This window comes from Blautia sp. JLR.GB0024 (assembly GCF_037000545.1).
Lineage (GTDB): Bacteria > Bacillota > Clostridia > Lachnospirales > Lachnospiraceae > Blautia > Blautia celeris.
This window is the reverse complement of the sequence record NZ_JBANBF010000002.1, coordinates 805,851-825,039: the sequence shown is the minus strand read 5'-3', so window position 1 is coordinate 825,039 and position 19,189 is coordinate 805,851. Positions and strand designations below refer to the sequence as shown.

At 47.0% G+C, this 19,189-nt stretch carries 10 protein-coding genes and 1 pseudogene; all 11 read right to left on the bottom strand.

All coding sequences use genetic code 11. The features are described 5' to 3' along the window. Window positions 1-97: 97 nt before the first annotated feature. Window positions 98-1,816, bottom strand: coding sequence for an extracellular solute-binding protein (locus V8Q34_RS07710; protein WP_335835182.1), 1,719 nt, complete (start codon window positions 1,814-1,816; stop codon window positions 98-100). Beyond that, complete coding sequence (locus V8Q34_RS07705) at window positions 1,813-3,468, bottom strand: response regulator (RefSeq protein WP_335835181.1); 1,656 nt, start codon at window positions 3,466-3,468, stop codon at window positions 1,813-1,815. Before V8Q34_RS07705 ends, V8Q34_RS07710 begins: the two co-directional genes overlap by 4 nt. Before the next feature lie 4 nt (window positions 3,469-3,472). Beyond that, window positions 3,473-4,057 (bottom strand): annotated as a pseudogene (locus tag V8Q34_RS07700) (sensor histidine kinase); the annotation flags it as partial. 12 nt (window positions 4,058-4,069) lie between these two features. After that, the gene (locus V8Q34_RS07695) at window positions 4,070-5,242 is read right to left on the bottom strand and encodes a sensor histidine kinase (protein ID WP_335835180.1); all 1,173 of its coding nucleotides are present in this window, start codon (window positions 5,240-5,242) and stop codon (window positions 4,070-4,072) included. Window positions 5,243-5,316: 74 nt separating this feature from the next. Beyond that, window positions 5,317-7,383 carry a beta-galactosidase gene (locus V8Q34_RS07690; RefSeq protein WP_335835179.1) on the bottom strand — a complete coding sequence of 689 codons (2,067 nt, stop codon included), beginning with the start codon at window positions 7,381-7,383 and terminating at the stop codon, window positions 5,317-5,319. A 118-nt stretch (window positions 7,384-7,501) separates the two neighbouring features. Next, window positions 7,502-9,073, bottom strand: a complete 1,572-nt coding sequence (locus V8Q34_RS07685; RefSeq protein ID WP_335835178.1) for an ABC transporter substrate-binding protein — start codon at window positions 9,071-9,073, stop codon at window positions 7,502-7,504. 34 nt (window positions 9,074-9,107) lie between these two features. After that, complete coding sequence (locus V8Q34_RS07680; RefSeq protein WP_225305254.1) at window positions 9,108-10,031, bottom strand: carbohydrate ABC transporter permease; 924 nt, start codon at window positions 10,029-10,031, stop codon at window positions 9,108-9,110. 12 nt (window positions 10,032-10,043) lie between these two features. Continuing rightward, window positions 10,044-10,976 (bottom strand): ABC transporter permease, encoded by a 933-nt coding sequence (locus V8Q34_RS07675; protein WP_033142894.1) that lies wholly within the window; start codon window positions 10,974-10,976, stop codon window positions 10,044-10,046. Window positions 10,977-11,186: 210 nt separating this feature from the next. Then, on the bottom strand, window positions 11,187-18,080 hold the full coding sequence (locus tag V8Q34_RS07670; protein WP_335835177.1) for an Ig-like domain-containing protein: 6,894 nt from the start codon (window positions 18,078-18,080) through the stop codon (window positions 11,187-11,189). Next, window positions 18,035-18,376: a hypothetical protein gene (locus V8Q34_RS07665; protein WP_335835176.1), complete on the bottom strand. Its 342-nt coding sequence runs from the start codon at window positions 18,374-18,376 to the stop codon at window positions 18,035-18,037. The genes V8Q34_RS07670 and V8Q34_RS07665 overlap by 46 nt, the downstream gene beginning before the upstream one ends. After that, a complete protein-coding gene (locus V8Q34_RS07660) occupies window positions 18,373-19,185 on the bottom strand; it encodes an LPXTG cell wall anchor domain-containing protein (protein ID WP_335835175.1) in 813 nt (270 codons plus the stop codon). Before V8Q34_RS07660 ends, V8Q34_RS07665 begins: the two co-directional genes overlap by 4 nt. Window positions 19,186-19,189 lie beyond the last annotated feature (4 nt).

Sequence of the window (19,189 nt, the reverse complement as noted above, 5' to 3'; positions counted from 1 at the left end):
AAGGTTCTCTATTATTTTTCGTACAATGCACTATAAAAAAGCCTGTAATCCATGCCTATCCGGCTGAACTACAGGCTCTCTCAGAGCTCTCTTATAATTAACTTTTATTCAATACCTTCACCTCATCAACCGCATGCTGTCCACCTAGTGCATACCAGTTTTCAAGTAGTGTATCCCACTCTTCCACTGCATCTCCTGTAATGATTTTTATGATGCTTTCCACTGTAAGGTTTTTTAAGATTCCCGCAGTTTTGGTAACCTCCCTGGATGGCAGAGAGGAATAGGCCGATTTTACAAAAGCATTTGCCTTCATCATATTATCAATGGTAACCCAGGCACACTGCGGATCTCCGTACACTGTATAGAAGGATATTCCTCTTGCCTGCTTCTGATCCCAGGGATCAAATCTGTCCTCTTCTACTGCGTGGAGATAGGATGTCATAGAATCCACATCGTCTATCTGGGAGTATGTAAGTCTCTCTGTCTTACCGGTCTTCAACGCATAACTCTCTGCTTTCCAATCATCATATCCTCTGTTTACAGGCTGCAATCTAAGAAGAGATGCTTTCCAGCCTGAATAATTCGTTCCGTCCCCGCTATATTTCAGGAACTCCTCCGTATTCTGGGGATTACATATTTTCTGTACACTCAAATTCATCATCTTAATCAGAGTTTCCGGTCGTTCACACTGACTGCTGATGCAATGTACCTCCAGTATAGACGGCGGAAGATACGCCTTTCCCCTGGCCTGGTTCGGAGCTGTCGGTATGGGCGCTGCCACAATATGTGCATTGGTATCCTTCCTGGCTGCATCAATAGCAGGAACCATACCAGCCCACCTTGGTCCAAACCAAATACCACACCTCCCTGAACCTGCTGCCTCGAAAATGGCATCACCATCCATTGTCAGAAAATCTTTACACAGAGAACCATCCGCGTAAAGCTCCTGCAGAAATGAGAGGGCGGCTTTCATACCTTCCGCGTAAGAACCTCCCCACACAACCTCTCCCTCTTGATTCTCGACCATAGCCATTCCATCCGAACCAAAATAAGCCCCAAACGCATTAAATATCGGGTCGCCATTACCGATCGTATCAGTGAATAGCTCAACACCATCCAGAACCAGCCCGCAAGTGTCATCCACACCATTCCCATCCGGGTCATCATAGGTAAAAGCATGTGCGGTCCTCTTCAGTTCTTCTGTCGTCTCCGGCACTTTCAGTCCCAGATGATCCAGCCAGTCCTGGCGTATAAACATCATAGAATATTCTTCATAGGGATTTCCAAGCCTCGGCAGCCCGTATAGCCTTCCATTAACTGTCAGCATATCCAGGGCCTCGCCACCGTCAGACATCAAGTATTCTTTCAGTTCATCACTGGCATAAGTTTCATATGCTTCTGTTATATCAGCCAGTACACCCTCATTTACGTAATTCATATAATTAAGAGTACTGGTCTGGAATATATCAGGATAGTTCCCTGATATGATTGCTGAGGAGAGCTTACTGTCTGCCTGTGATGTGTCCACATTGTACATGATTTCCAGATATATATTATGTTCTTTATATAAATCCATCCAGGAATTATCTGTAAGGCTTTCTTTCCCCACCCATTCAAAATCTCCGGCATAAACCACCCCTGCCTTAACCCTGACAGGCGATTCAAATCCATACAGATCCCTGTCTTCTGTAGATGGCGCATCCTCTTTTGCCATCCCCCTGCTGTCCGTTTCCCGCTCTTCTCCACTATTCCCGCAGCCTCCTGCAACTGCAGCCGATATCAGAAACACAGCAGCTGCCATAATCTTCCTCTTCATGGACTCTCTCCTCCCCGGTCAGTTTCATTCATCCTCATTTCCCTGTATTCTTTCGGTGAAACCCCGGTCTCCTTCCGAAAAGCCCTTGTAAAAGAATGGGGGGAAATATATCCGGTTTTTGCCGAGATATTCTGTATCTTCTCATTGGTTTGGGCCAGCAGGTATTTTGCCAGATTCATCCTTTTATTCAGGATATAATCGCTGAGCGTCTCTTTCTTCACCTGTTTAAACAGGCGTGACAGATAGCTTGCATTAAATCCACCCACTTCCGCCAGTGCAGTAAGTGACAGTTCCTCTGCAAGATGTTCATCAATATACGTCACGACCCGCTTAAGCGCTCTCTCTGTAAGAGTATTTTCATTGATATCCATCACGGAAAATACAGCTTCCGAGACATCCCACAGATACCTGGCCGCGTCATTCCAGTTGTCATGGGCATCTGCCTTGGTCAGTTTGTACAGTGCTGTTTTGAAGGCCATCTGCCCGCTTAAATGGTTTTCATTTATAAACTGAAGCAACAGGACTGCAACACTGTAATATATTTCTAGTGCCCTTCCGTCGTGAAGACTGCATTTTTTCGTCATCTGTTCCAGACAGACACAAAGGCAAGCAAAATATTCCTTTTTCTTTCGAAGCTCCAACAGTGATTTCAGAGATGGTATTCTGGCCATAACACTATGCACAGCGCTCTCTCTGTCCGCATCTTCCTGCTTTTCCAGATAGATCAAGGCCCCCTGGTCTTCACCCAAATACTGTATCATATGCTGACGCAGAATGCGGATCCGTTCCGGATACTCCATAAGAACCGCCGGAACATTCCACAAAACCGCTGAGAATGAACCGCCGCATGCATTGCCGAATATCTCCTGGCTGTATTCCACCGCACCTCTGGCAACGACAAAGACTTGTTCCCAGTTCACCTCATCTAAGCTGGCAGGCTGGAGAAAAAGCACCCCCTGACGGATATCTGTCATGTGAAGATAAAATCTCAGTTTACTCGGCATATTTTCTTCAAATATCTGTGACAGGCACTCTGCCATATAATAACCGTCACGCAGCGGCTCGTCCTCCCCGGCGCCTTCAATCCTGATCCAGAACAGCAGTGACGGGGACTTTGCCAGAAATCCGATTCCAAGTTCATTCATACTTTTCCCTATATCCGGTTCCAGTATATTTCCCGACGCGATTTGGTCCAGCAGGGATTTTCGGATCCAGAATTCTGCTTTTTCCAGAAGCTGCTTCTGCTTTTCCTGAAGTTTCTCCTGCTCCAGTTCTTTTTGTCCTTGTTCAAGCAGTTCCTTCACAGCCCCCATGATGGCTTCGTCTTCCTCACTTTTCAGAACATACCTCACATCCCTGTCATTGATCACCCGGTACATATCGTCAAAGTTCCTGTACCCTGTGAGAAACACTGTTTTACATCTGGGCCAGTTTTCTTTAATCCGTTCAAACAGGGTAATTCCATCCATCCCTGGCATTTTAATATCTGTCAACACCACATCAAATCTCACACGGTCGAGAAGTTCCAGCGCCTCATAAGCAGAATTGGCTGTATATACGTCCACCTCCAGGTCAAACTCATACCGAAACATTTCTTCCAGCCCCAGCAGAATTTCATATTCATCATCAACTATCAGTAAATTCTGATTCATATCTTCACCCCTCCTTCCCGTCCTCTCTTCTAAAGGCTGCCTCCGTCAGAATCCAGATTGTGACAGACACTCCCCCAAGCTCACTTCGCCTTACAAAAATACCTGCTTTTTTATCAAAGTAAAACTGCAGCCGCTTATGGATATTAATGATTCCTGTCACCTCATCTGACTCCATCTCCTCTATACTTCTCTGCATCTGCTCAATATCAGAATCCTCTGCCTCCTCTCCATTGTCCTCTACTGTAATGTGTATTTCTGAAGGAGTCTCCGTAAACGATATACGCAGCAGACCGTCTTTCACCCGGTTCTCAAGCCCATGTTCAAAGGCGTTTTCAAGCAGTGGCTGAAGGATAAGACGGGGGACTATCACAGGCGCGAACCGTTTTGGCAGTTCTTCAAATTCAATACTGAGACGTCCGGCAAACCGTACTCCCTGTATAGCGGCATAGCTTTTTGCATGGCTGACCTCCTGATCCAGGGTAATATAGTCTGAACCGCTTCTGGTCAGATATCTGAAATAATTTCCCAAATGCTTTGCAAACTCCTCCGCATTCTCGTAATCCTGCCTCTTGATCCTGCGGCTCAGTGTAAAAAAGCTGTTCTACAGAAAATGAGGATTTATCTGAGCCTGAAGCTGCTTTAGCTGTGCTCTCTGCGCCAGATTAGTCTGAATATAGACTTCGTCAATCAGATGTTTCAACCGGTCCTCCATGTCATTAAAACCACTATATAGATAAGAAAATTCATCCTCTGTATTTCTGTATATATGCTGATTCAGATTTCCCTCCTTCACTCTTCCAAATGCCTCCAAAAGCAAACCGATAGGTTTATGTATGGTTCTGTTGGTATATATAACAAAGAATATAGATATTCCCAGCAAAATCAACAGGCCAATAGACAGGTAGATCCAGGACTGTTTGATATATCCCATGACAGCCCCTTCTTCCGTATATTGGACAAATGTACCCATACTGCCGTTTCCCCCCACAAACACCAGATAATTTTCCCCACCTGCCTTCACTTCCTGCACCTTCACATACTCCCCCTGTTCATCCTTCTTCAGTTCACTGAGGATTCTGGCGCTGGAACAGTGGGCTGTGCTGCTCTGTACCATTGCATGATATTTGTCGCTGTAGATAAAGGCTCCGCTGTTCGCTGTGGTATTCAGCAGGGATAATTTGTTTTCAATCTGCCCGCCGGAAAATGTAAGGACAAACATAAAATTAAACGCCTCATCTTCATCTCCTCTGGTCTGCCCCATCTCAACAGAATAAAATTTTTCACCATCATAGCTGATAGAACCATTTTCATAATCCACAAAGCTCCACATCTCTTCAAAATCATCTGCGTTCATTCTCCTGACAGCGCTGTCAGTAATCTTATATTCACTTTTCGGCATATAGATCGTACAACTTTCCACAAGGTTGCTGACTCCCGCTATACTGCTGAGTTTTTCCTTCACAGACAGCAGCGCATCCCTCTTCTCGAAATCATCCAAACCTGCTTCCGGCTGTGCCAGGAATGCCAGCTTTCTGTCGTTAAATATTTCAATCTGCAGATTGATAGCATGGCTTACTTCCATCTCAAAACTTTCCAGATAATATTCTGCCTGAGCGCGCATTTTATCATATGTCATCTCACGCACAGTCTTCAAAGTCCTGATATGCAGGAAAAACATAATTGCCATAAAACTGACAATAATCGTCGTAAATGCCAGTATCTGCTTTGTCTGCAGAGAGGACCGCTTCCACCTTTTGCGCTGTTCTTTGTCCATATTCCGGCTCCTTCTTTCGGAAATATTTCACCGTATTTTTATACTCTTTATTATAACAGACAAGTATGATTTTTTTAACGGAATTCTTCTGCCGTCTTCACAGAAATAAGACTGCAGGCCCTGTCTTCTATGAATACAGGACATTTTTCAAGAAAAATATCATCCTCTGCGAAGAGGGAATGTACAATCACTCTGAGCTGTTTTGGAAAATCAAAATACCCAAGGCTGAGAGGTACTTTCTGTCCGGTATAGAAATGATCATTGAGCTTCTCCCCATCTGCATATATCTCCAGACTCTCGCCCGCATATTCCAGATACAGGATCGTATCGCGCCCTTTCCGTCGGTCCTCCCTTTCCCCGTAAACAATCTGTATGTCATAGACTCTGTTCTCCCGGTCTTCTGCTGTCAAATTCACTTCTATTTTTGGACTTATATACTCCGCTTTCCGTCTATAGACAGTAAATTCTGCTTCCTGCCGGTATTTTACAAATCCTGGAATTCCCTCTTCTGCCTCCGGAAAACAACGGATCTCTGTCTCTTCTGCCCCTGTTATCTTCAGCACGCCATCCTCTTCCCAGACATAGTTCTCTGAAAGGATTAAATAGTCCTGGTCAAGTGTAACCTTCCAGGCATTCAGAGCCTGCTCTCTGCTAAGAGACAGCACCCGGGCCTGTTCCTCTCCCTCCCACTGATACTCTGGCTCCTGTTCACCGTAAAATACAAAGATATCTTCTTTCTTTGTATGCAGGCAGCACAGAGGGGTAGCCAGCGCTGACCTGAGCACCGCATTTCCCAGCCTCATCCGGTACGGAAAAAAGCCGAAAGCACCTTCTCCAATATCTACAGGCGGAAAATTTACAGGCTGACGGCACTTTCCAATCAGCATGGTCCTTTGATGGGCGTCCATCACTCTACGGCGCTGATAATTGTTGTAAAATACATATCCATGTTCATCGTCATGCCTGCTGGAAAGACGCAAGGTCTTGGTATCTTCCGGTTTTACCCCTCTGGTAAGGATATCCGTCTCCAGAGCAGCCATGTCATCTCCGAAGTCTTTCAGGAAATAAGCCAGCAGCTTAATTTCACGATAACTGTCTGAAATTGCTCCATACTGCCGAACAGGTGCATTAAAATCATAATTGACCTCCGGAAGGTCATTTAAATACCCTGTCTCACGGCTCTCCTGCAGGGTGGAAAGCTTTCCCTTCGGGTTGCTTCCCCCGTGATACATATAATATCCCAGCAGCGCCACCCCGCTTCCAAGTTTCGTCAGGGACATAGCTCCGATATCTTTTCCGTGAGCTACCGGCCTTCTGTGTTTTGTAACCTGAAGGCCGCCTCCCAGCTCTGCTGTCAGAAACGGAAACCTGGTCTGGTCAAAAGTAACCTGGTCTCCTACATGATGATCACAGGCAATCAGTGCGTCATTTCGTTCACTGCTGAACACATAATTGGCATTGGCCTCCAGCTCTGTAGTCCTCTGGTCCCAGGGAGCCTCGCAGTATCCGCCCATGACTGGAAGTAAATCTCCGATACAGGCCCCGCCCCATCCTGTCGCTGTGTAATAAGGCACAATAAAACCCAGTTCCTTTGCCAGCGATGTCAGTGTACGCATATGTGTTTCCCCCGCCTCTCCTTTCAGTCCTCCAACATGCCCATACTCATTTTCTATCTGGACTCCCATAATCGGGCCGCCATCTTTATGGAAATATCCCTCTGCCTGCTCATACACCTTCTCCCAGAAACGCCGGACATATCTCAGATATCTCTCATCATTGCTTCTCAATATGACTCCCTCCCGCTCCTTTTGCTGCAGCCAGTCGGGAAAGCCTCCGTTTCTCACCTCGCCATGTATCCAGGGTCCTAAGCGCAGAAACATGGAAAGTCCTACTTTTTTACAAATCCTGATAAACCTTCCCAGGTCACGGCAGCCTGTGAAATCAAAGCTATCCTTCTCTTCCTCATGATGTATCCATATCACATATGTGGACAGGACAGTAACTCCTCCTGCTTTCATCTTTCGTAAAGATTCCTCCCACAAGTCCTCCCTGTATCTGCTGTAATGCATCTCTCCCATCACAGGAAACCACGGCTGTCCGTCCATGGTAAGATATTTTTCTGTGTAACCGTATTGTCTCATCTCTGTCTTCCTCCTGTCAGTCCCTTCACCTAATGGTGCTTTACCTGCCTTCTGATTCTTATCTCTGTATCTTAAAAGGGCTGCCGCAAAAATGTGGCAGCCCTTCCGACTCAATATGTTACTGTTTTCCAGCTACGTAATCTGCTGCCTGTTTGTCTAATTCAGTCAGTATATCACGGATTCCTGCGCTCTCCAATGCCGATTTCATATCTTTAACAGATTGATCCACATCATCAACCAGACCATTGATCAGCGGTTTATAGTATGTATCAACTGCTGCTTCCACTGCTGCAACCTGTGAGGTTACATTTTCTGTGTTAAAGTTAAATCCGTCATAGGGGTGGTCTTCTCTCTGATTATTGGTGAAGCTTTCTTTCACAGCATCATAGGTATCATCCAGAGCTGTTCTGTTCTCTACATATTCTGTTCTGTAGATTTTCTCATTTTTCCATCCCCAGTTACAGTTATTATCCAGACCATATCCACTCTCGTCAAGCAGTTTATACTGATCTTCTCCCACTGCTTCCCAGTGTTTTCCTTCGATTCCCAGCATAGTCAGATCCTGAATCTCAGGGTTGGTGTAGAACTCATTTAAGGCCATCATGGCACGTTCCGGATTCTTACTGTTTTTGTTGATGGCAACGCCATTGTTGATGTAGGGATTAGCATGCTTGGGATGGTCAGATACCGGGTCAACAAGTGTTGTATTCCAGTCCGGATTCTCAGTATTAGCCTGTCGTGCGTAAGTAAGGCAAGTGCCCATATTCCATACCATTGCCGCTGTTTTTCCAGTGAGCAGTCCCGTCTGCCTGTCCTCTTCATTGCTCAGGACATCGGGAGACCAGCAGCCTGCATCGGCCATCTCTTTTGCCTGCTTACAGTAATCAGTAAATCCATCCCAGTCAATAATACATCTGAAATCCAGGTCTTCCGGGTCTTCTGCATTGTACAGGATCAGCTCGCCGCTTTTCGGCGTTCCGCCTACCAGACCCATTCCCTGGCTCTGGAAATACTGGTACCAGGGGCCGTTCTGTACTGCATAGATTCCGTTTTCAGCACATCTCTTGAAGAACTCTGTCATCTCATTCCAGTTGCTGATACTCTTCACATTGTACTCTTCCATGAGATCCCCGCGGACTGCCAGCACATCCTGCCCAAATTCTGTCTGGTTGTTGGGAACCATATAGATTTCCCCATTGATCTTTGCCTGCTCCCAGGCAACCTCAGGAACAGTCTCCCAGGTCTGTGGGGCATACTTCTGTATAAAATCCTCCGCCATGGGATAGAATCCACCCAGCGCTACAGTCTGCTCATAATGTCCCCAGCTTGTAGCTGTGAAAATCAGATCGAAATCTTCCTGTGAGGAAAACAAGAGAGAATATTTTTTCTCATGTTCACCCCAGGAAAGGAAATCCACACTGACAGAACAGTTTAACTTGTCCTCCAGGATTTTGTTGATCTCATCATAGACTGCATCGAAATCCGGGGTACGCTCTCCCAAAAGGTACATCTTCAGATCCACATGCTCCGATACATCAACGCCGTTATAGGTCTTTCCTTCCACATTTTTTGCGCTCTCTTTGCTGTCAGAACCTCCCTTGTCAGAATCAGAACCGCATCCTGCAAGCATTCCTGCCGCCATTGCTGCGCTGAGTGTCAGCGCACACACCTGTTTTGTTTTCTTCTTCATGATAATAAGTCCTCCTTGAAATATATTTTTCATCTCAGCCCTTCACTGCTCCAATAGTGATACCCTGGACAAAATACTTCTGTACCATGGGATAGGCAAGAATGATAGGGCCGGTTACTACAATCGTCAGCGCCATTTTTAAAGTCTGCGTAGGCAGCGATACCGCAGTTACCACCGCACTGCTGACTGCGCTGTTGGCTATCAGTTTCTTATAAGCTTCGATGTTATTGACCTGCTGATAGAGAAAATACTGAAGCGGGTATTTGTCCTCTGTGTTTATGTACAGCATGGCATTGTACCAGTCATTCCAGTATGCCAGTGCAATGAACAGTCCCACTGTAGCCAGCGCCGGCTTGATAAGAGGCATAACGATCTGGAACAGTGTCCTTACCTCCCCGCATCCGTCTATCTTCGCTGCATCTATAAGGGAATCCGGCAAAGCAGTGATATAACTCTTCATAATCAGAAGGTTATACACATTGAATAACAGCGGCAATAAAAGCGCCAGATAGCTGTCTTTTAAATTCAGCGTCCGTGTCATCAGTACATAGTACGGTACCAGGCCTCCATTGAACAATGTGGTGAAGTAGAAAAAGAATGAAAACTTATTTCTCCACTCAAAATCTTTTCTGGACAACACATAGGCTGTCATAGTCTGCAGCAGAAGGCCTATCATAGTCCCGCCTATGGTCAGGCAAATCGTGACCGCGTAGGCACGGAATACCACAATCGGTTCTTTGAATACCGTCTTGTATGCCTGAAGACTGAAGTCCTGGGGCAGAAGGCTGAAACCGTTTTTGGTGATTGCAGCCTCTGATGAGAAAGAACCTGATATTATCATCAGAAAGGGAATCAGACAAATCAGCGCTACTGCAATACAGAATGTGTAAGCAATTATATTCAGCTTCCTCACATCCGAACTCATTTTTTTCTTTGTCGCTCGTGCGTTATCTCTCACCTTAATCCCCTCCTAGAACAATGTATAATCTTTGTCATATTTGCCCACCAGTTTATTGACCACAATGACGGTTATAAAGCAGAGCACCGACTGGAACAGACCTATGGCCGCTGCCATTCCAAAGTCATTACTTCTGATCAATGCCCTGAATGTCAGTGTGTCAATTACGTCTGTATAGTTGAACAGCAGACCGTTATTTCCCACCAGGTTGTAGAACATATCGAAGTTGCCTTTAAAGATACCTCCCACTGCCAGCAAAAGCAGGATGATAGTTGTCGGCATAATCATGGGAATCGTAACTTTTCTGATTCTCTGGAATACATTTGCCCCGTCTATGGCCGCCGCTTCATACACTGAAGTATCTATTCCCATGATTGCCGCCAAATACATGACCGAGCCATACCCGATGTTCTTCCATATATTGAAGAATATCAGGATAAACGGCCATGCCTTCGGGTTTGTGTAGAATGGAATCTTCTTCCCGCCCAGGCCGGTGATCAGTGTATTCAGAAATCCGTAATCGGAACTGAAGATGTTGAAGGCCATGACACCGACGATTACCCATGAGATAAAATACGGAAGAAACATCAGTGACTGGGCTGTTTTACGAAAATGTTTGTTATTGATCTCTGTCAGGAAGATGGCCACTGCAATCTGGAAAATCGTGTTAAAAGCAATAAAAACCAGATTGTATAAAACCGTGTTCCTGGTAACCAGACCTGCCTGGCCGGACTTGAAAAAGAACTTGAAATTATCCAGTCCGCACCAGGGACTTCCCAGAATACCGTCCGCGTAGTTATACTTTTTGAATGCCATCACAATTCCGGTCATAGGATAATAGCTGAAGATCAGCGTATAGACCACTGCCGGTAAAAGCATCAGCAGAAAAATCCGGTATCTGTAGAGTTTACTGAAAAAACCTTTTACTCCTTGTTTTTTTTGCATCTTTCTTTTCTCTCCTCCCCTGTTTGTGTTATCTGTTATCTTCTTGCTTTGTATGATTTTATTATAAGTTCTGATGCTTTCTTTTTCTATGTGCATGTTTTTACATCGGTAACCTGAAATTACTTATTTGCTGTTTTTCAATTCCCGCACTTCTGCACCATCTTCACGACAAACGCCCTGCAGAGGAATAACCTCTGCAGGGCGTCTGTCTCAAAATTCGCTGATCTTCTCCGCGGTATACTGGAGAATCACTGCTGAATCTGTTGCATCTGCCTCACCGTCTCTGTTCACATCTCCGGTTTCTACCTGCTCCTCTGTAAGCTCCTGCAGCTCTGCAGTATACTTCAGTATCTCCGCCGCATCATCAGACTCGACGATACCATTCATGTTCACGTCTCCAAGCAGACGTGCTTTCATGATAACAGGAACCAGAGTTTCCACAGCTCCATTGATTTCCTTCTGGGTTGCGTCAATGTTATCATAGACTGTCTGTGCTTCAGCTGTCGCCGCCTCCAGATCTGACACTGTGGACGCCACATAGCGGTTTCGCTGAGCCAGAATTTCATTTGCTTTTGCCAAAGCCACTTCCAGTTCCGCCTTATTTCCACGTTTTGCCATGGAAATCAGGGCATCGAATAACTTATCATATGCAGCATTGATTTCTTCTTCTGTGGCATTTTTGTTTCCGGCCACTGCCTTTGCCTCTTCCAGTGCTTTCTGAAGTGCATCCACGCTGCCGGAAGTATAACTATCGGCATCTGTCAAAATCTCTTCTGCCTTCTGGATCAATGCATCCAGCCTGCTGTTGTCTATCCTCAGAAGGGAAGTTACTGCATCCATCAGAGATTTCAGCGCTGTATTCACAGCTTCCTGTTCTGCTGTTTCATCTTCGTATACGGTCTGCGCATTGGTAAGCGCCAGACGGACATTTTCCACGCTCTCTTCTGTATAGCCGGCAAGGGTTTCTTCATCTGCAAGCACTTTTTCCGCCTCATCTATAGCAGTCTTCAGACCAACCTTAGGAATCTTTTCCACCAGTGCACTGCACACGCCGATAAGAGTCAATGCAGCCCCGTCAATTTCTTCCTGGCTGGCATTCTCATCCGCAAGTACGGCTGACGCTTCAGCAAGTGCTGCCTCCACGTCTGCCCAGCTAGCCTCAGTAAAGCCCTGTTCTGCCTCCTGCTGTGCTTTCAGACCTTCCGCAAAGGCAATTGCCTTCTCAAGTCTTGTGGTGGTAACAGGCATCCTCACTGTAACCTCAAATTCACATTTCAGAGTGACATCACCCTCCGTGTAAGCCACAGTCACAGTCTGGCTGCCCAAAAGACTGCTGTCATAGCCCTCAATCCGGTACTCCTGTGCCTCCAGCACTCTTGAATCTCCGTTATCATATCCTGCTGTCAAAGTCAGACCTGTCAGATCCAGTTCTTCACCGTGATCATAGACCGTCTTATCCGGGCCGCTTGTCAGCTCCAGAGAATCCAGGGTACGCTGTGCTTCCGGCTCAAAGGCGCCGTCCACTCTCATGATTGAAATTCCGACCCAATCAGTACTGGTCTTTACTCCAAGGGTAGTAACACGCACAAACCGCGCACTGGTGTTTTCCGGAAATGCCTCGGTAAACACCTCATTCCCTATGGCTCCGGCAAACTCACCGGAATGGTCCATAGTCATATTCCATGTAATACCGTCATCAGAAGTCTCTACTTTATATTTCATCTGCTGCCAGAATGACGTGGTGAGGCTCTCCAGGGATGTCCTTGTTTTGAAATCAACAGTCAGACTTCCCATGTTAGTATTTGAGCCCGTTGACCATGCATCGACAATTGACGAAGTCCGTGCATTAATAAACGGCGTTGTATCTTTATATTTACTGCCGGTTCCCACACTGCTTATGGTGACACCGTTATCCTGGAACCAGGATGTCAGGTCTTTTGTAACTGTAATTTTCTTTTCAGCCGACGCACCGCTTGATGCCTCTGCACGGATTGTTGCTGTTCCTTCGCTGAGAGGGGTGACCACACCACTTTCATCTACCGCTGCAACTTCGGGATCTGACGAAGTCCATGTCAGCGTCTCTGTGGCATAAGCCGGTTTAAGTTCCGCTTTCAGGGTTGTTTTCTTGTTAATGGACAGCGGGTTGTCTCCTCCGCCAAGTATAATACTCTCTGCAGGTATGTTATCTCTTATGGCAAGCCCCTGAACTGCCTGATCCAAATCCTCTGTAATCTTGTCTATCTCACCCTGCTTCTCCGCCTGCCATCTCTCGCTCCGGGCAGTCTCCAGAGTCTCTCTTGCTTTACTCAGGGCATCTTTGTATGCTTTCAGGCTCTCCTCGGTATAACAGTCCTCCGGATACTCCATTGCCATTTCACCTGCTTTGACTGCCTCTTCCAGAGCTCCTGTATCTGCTAGTTCTTCACCATCAACCTGACAGTTTACTTTCAGTGTCAGCGGAGTTCCGCTATAGAAAGATACTTCCACAGTCAGAGCTGCTGTACCCGCCTTTTTGGCACGAAGCTCACCCGTTGCCGCATCTACTGCGACCACATCTGCATCATCTGATGTCCAGCTGATCCCGGCAATATCTGATTCGCCATCTCCGCCGCTGACAATCACATTCAGCTTTTTCTTATCTCCTGTCTGAAGTTTTATGGCATCGGCCTCATCGCCAAAGGGAATTTCATTTCCTTTTTCATCACTGATACTCCAACGCTCAACTGCGTTCGGGGTATTGGTAACTTCTACCTCTACTTCCGCCAGAATAGATTTATCTGCAGTGGAGGCTGCCGTGATGACGCAGGTTCCGTTTTTAATGTCACTCAGGTTATCGCAAATCTTAGCTGCTTTCACCAATCCATTTTCGTCCACAGTTGCCACTGTCTCGTCAGAAGATGACCACACGATTCCCTGGTCTGCAGATTCCGGCAGCACTTTGGCATTTAGCTGATGCTGTATTTTCAGTGTGTCTTTCACAGGAAGCAGGCGTACAGACTTTGTATCCACCACCACACTCCTGGGAGATATTCCGGCAGCATAAACATTGAAATTATCAAGAGCCGGATTCCAGTCCGGATTTCCCGCATCCCTGTTCCTGGTTCCCATGAACTGAATACTCCCCAGATCATTGTTGTACTGGATTCCCTCCCCGAAAGCAGCTTCCTGTGTAGCTGTAACAGACGGATCATCCAGACTTGTGACCGTAAACCGGGACATGTTTGCCTTCATATCAAGTTCAATATCCATATGATACCATGTATTCTCTTTGTCAAATCCCTGTCCTATTACAGTGCCGTTCACTAAAGGCTGGTTATTCACAAGCTCTTCACCGGCGCTGTAAACCAGTTCTGTATTCTTATTTGTCTGAATCGCCAGATATACATGATTGCTGCTGTCTGTGACAGCCAGGTAATTGCCGTTGGAAGCTGTGCTTGTACCTACGTTGTACTCAAAATCAAGGATTATCTTGTCACTTGTGATCTCCGGTGAGAACCTGTGCTGTGTACTCCTTCCACCAGAACCGCCTCCGGCAATCTGAAGCACCTTGCCGTCATCCGTCTCATTGACACCGGAACCCAGTGCGCCTCCGCCTACAGAACCAACTGTCATATCCCAGCCTGAGCCTGTCTCCCTGTTGTCAAAGCTTTCGCTGACTGCCGGTACATAGACCATTGCAGAAGCAGTATGGTTTCCATCCACAGTTGTTGCCGTTATAGATGCCACCCCGCTGCTCACAGGTGTAACGATTCCATATTCATTGACCACAGCCACCTCTGGCGTGTCAGAGCTCCAGACAACATCTTCCTCTGTAGCCATATCCGGCTCTACGGAGGCGCTGAATCTGACAGTTGGAATCTCCTCTAAGGGTTTGGTGTCCGAAAAATAATCAGATGCAAAACGGTAGCTCCCCTGATTCAGGCTGACACCTGTAACAGGGACTGCTTCCTCCTGTACCGTGACCTGGCACTCTGCAGTGAATCCACCGTCTTCTGTAGTAACTGTAACCTTGACCGGACCGCCAATCTGCTCACCTGTAATAACACCATTTTCATCTACGGACACAACAGACTCGTTTTCTGAAGTCCAGGTAAGCTTTTTGTTAAAGGTGTCTTCAGGCATAACAAGTGCCTTCAGTGTCTTGGAATGCCCAATCTGAAGTGTGGCTGTCTCTTTGTCCAGCACTACTCCCTCTGCCATTACCGGCACCACATGTACTTTGCAGACAGCAGAAACATCCGGGTTGTCATCAGATACTGCCCTGATTTCTGCATCGCCTACACTTACAGCAGTCACCAGGCCGTTCTTATCCACCGCTGCTGTCTCCGGGTTGTCTGACTCCCATAGAATTTTGGAAAGTGTGGTATCTTCAGGTTCCAGAGCCGCTTTAAGCTGCAGCTTTCTGCCATTGCTCATTGTCACTTCTGTCTGATCCAGGGTAATCTTGCCGGCATCCACCTTCTCTGCTTTCAATGTAAAACTCAGGGAAGACTTTCCGTCCTGAGTGGCTGCTGTAATCGTGGTGGTACCTTTTTTCTTCACATTTAGCTGTACATTCTCGGTCTTATCTGACTGCTGGCGCATATATCCCCTGGGTGTCTGCCATGTCTCACCGAAGAAGGATGCCACTTCAGGGTCTGATGATGTGTAGATGACCACTTTATCTGTGACCTCATCCGGCAGTTTTGCGGCAAGCTGGAGTTTAGAGAGGACCTGTACAGTTATCTCCTCTCCATCACTTACAGGCGTTTTGTCAATTGTCGAATCTCTGCCCAATTTAAGAGTCAGATCGTCTTTGGCTGCTTCTTTTGGCTCTCCCACTGTCACATTTACAGATGCTGCCAGTCCATTTACCTCCGCGGTAACTGTAGCTGTGCCTGCCGCCACGCCCCGGACAAATCCCTTCTCTGTGACCTCAGCCACCGAGGCGTCAGACGTAGAATAGCTGACCGCTCCGTCTGTCAGAACCTTGTCCGCAGGAGCCAGATTTACTTTCAGTCTCTGGGTATCTCCCGGCATCAGATCAATCTCACTTTGCTCCAGACTGATTTCAGATACCTGACCAGCCTCCACTGTATACTCTCCGTATCCTCTCAGGGGAGAAAGGGTTGACGCCGCCTTTTCTTTCACACAGCCTCTCATCAGATAGGCATACATGCTGTCCATCATATCTCCGGCTTTTCCCGGCTGGCTGCTTCCCATCTCCACGATGCCCGTATCTCCGTTGTTGAACATGGTCCTGCCGCTTACGCTGACAGATTCATGATAACTGCTTCCAGCCCCTGGCGTGGGTGTCCAGTCAGTTTCCCAGTAATAAAATCCTCTGAGCTGATTATGAGGATTGGGAATATCAAAGGGAGCCTGCATATAGTCAAGCAGCCAGTTATACTGACCATTTCCGCTTGTCCTGTAGTAAGAGGATTGGCCCATGGCTGACCCCTCCGCGTTCCATGTAGGTCTGTACCTGGTAAAGGAAAATCCTGTCTCCACATTCACATAATCTCTGTATTTCAAACGCTCATTGGTCAGTGAGTTAGATGCCATATTGAGGATATTATCTATTCCCCGTCCGCCGTACAGAGAAAATGCCGCACCATCCATCTTTGCTCCCATATCCAGCAGATTTCCGAAAAAACTGTTTGCATCTGCCGGGCTGTATCCATTATTCGTATGGATGAATCCGGGCACTCCTCCCAGCACATCCTCCGCAGCTTCATAGGAAGCTGCAACAAGCTCTGCGTGCCCTTTACTCTTGGAGCCTTTTCCAACCGGCCAGATGATTCCCTGGTTCTGCTCATTTCCGTGTTTTACACCGATAATGTCCACACCGCCGTCTCTCATGGCTGTCAGTGTGTCATATACATAATTGTATACATTGGTTTTCATATGATCCAAATCAGAGTTGCTTAAGTTGCCCTCATAATCTACATTCAGCCATTCCAGAGGCGTATTTGCCTTTCCGGCGCTGATCCACGCATCGCTGTACTGGAAGCCCGGCATATAGCTAAGCCCCAGATCCGCCCCTCGTTTTCCCACAGCCACGAGATGTTCTTTGTCGAAGTAACCCTCCTGCATAAAGTACGGGTATGGCTGTCCGTCAGGTCCAATGTTATAATCCTGGAAGATCTGCTTCAGCCCATCATCCGGGTTATAGATTTTATTTCCTGCATGTACAAATACCATGCTGATGAGTGAATTGACACCATGATTGGAAAGGATTCTCAGACAATCCTGCTGGACTCCATTGGCAAAATATTTTCCTCCGTTGTCCTCAATCAGGGGCAGAAAAGAGACATCTGCTCCCCGTATGTAATTCTGGTCTTTGAACGCAAACAAATCAAAATTGTCCACATAGGCAAAATCCTCTCCGTTTCCCTGCCAGTCGTCTGCCAAATGTGTCTCATAATCTGACCACACTGTAACAGATTCCTTATAAGCCTCATCACAGATGGTATTCGCATAAACTGTCACCTCACTGTCATTCGCTCCTGTTGTGAAAGTCAGAGTCACAAGTGAATAGTCCTCTGTCCCTGACGGCACCTGGCGGAGCACCGTGCCGTCTGCAGCTTTTACACCCAGATTCAGCCTGTCCCCAAGTGAGGTACGATCCACAAGTTCACCGATTGGACGTTCCATCTCATCCGTATATTTTGTAGTTGCAAAAGTATCCTGTTTATCAACCTTTGCCCGCACCGTCAACGCATATTTCGTATTCGGCTCAACTGCCACCTTCTGTTCCACCTGGCTTCCTGCTGCCAGACGGATGGCCTGTTTCCCCGTATCAGCGGAGTCAGTGACCACCTCTGCCGTGCCTGCAGATGACCATCCTGTAAGTCCATCCTCGAATCCCCAATTGGAAAGTCCGTTTTCATCCTGCGAATCCAGAGTGAGTTCCAACTGATCTATATACAACTCGGTGGAATTTCCTGCACTGATATCAATCTGGGCCTGACCGTTGTACACCAGCACATTTCGATGGGCCATCTGCTGCCATACACTTTTATCCCCGTCCAGGTATGTATCCACAAGTGCAACTGCATCCGGCGCTCCGGTTCCCCTTACCACAAGCTCCGCGCTGTTGCTGCTCTTAACGCCCTGACCCATGCTGTCAGAGTGTAACTTCCCTGGGGAATATCCCCCACCAACAGGGATATTTTAGAGTCTTTTCCCATCCTGATACACTTGCTTCCCTGCCTGACATTGGATTCCTCAACCGTCACATCTCCTTCTGTCGTCCAGCCCTCTGTACCAGCTTCAAAGTCCATATTAGTTCCGTAGCTGTCTTGTGAGGAACCCACTGTCTCCGCCATTACAGGCAGACTGCCCCCGCCAAAGGTCTGGGCTGTCATAGCTGTTGCCAGCGTCATTGCCAGCATTCTTTTCTTTTTCAACTGTTTCACTTTTCTGCCTCCTCCTTTTTCTTCCTTCTCACCATCCAAACAGACACGCCTGCAGCGGCGCCCCCTGTCAACACAAATGGTATGATTCTTGTTTCATCTCCTGTCTTGATATTTCCTTTGGGCCTGGATGTACTTTTTTTGCTGGTGCTTCCCTGGTTCTTACTGCCTCCCTGGTTTTTCTTATCACCATTCCCTGAACCATTACCGCTCTGCCCATCATGATCCCCCTGATTCTGATCGTCTTTCTTATCATCATCCGGGTCTTTCTTATTATCATCGTCTTTGTTGTCGCCGTCCGGATCATCCGGATTGCCTTTCTCTGATCTGATTATCAGATTTTCTGTATTGACCTGCACAGTCCCTGCATCTCCACCAATCTTCTCAGCGACCACTGTCACCTCCAGCGCCCCCTCGTCAGGAATTCCCTTGGGCAGATTAAAATTCAGTTTCACAAGGCTTCCTTCCTCCCGGATACTGGATGACGAGGCAAATGCCACCACTATCTCCCCTTCCGGTTTATTGCCTGTCAGACAATCATTTACCTCACATAAGGCACCGTCTAACGCCTCATCAGCTCCTGTATCTGTCAGCTTCATCCATTGAGCATCATACATAATACGCAATTTGCCGTTAGTGATTCCATCCCCGTTTTCAACAGCACAGACAACCTCCATCATTTTATCCTCTGTCAGATCGCCCAACTGTTTCATCAGAATCCTGGGGCCTCCTTCAGCCAGGACCGGGATCGTCTGTGTGAACATCCACAAGACTGTAAATATTATCAGACTGATTCTCCCATTCTTTTTCATCCGT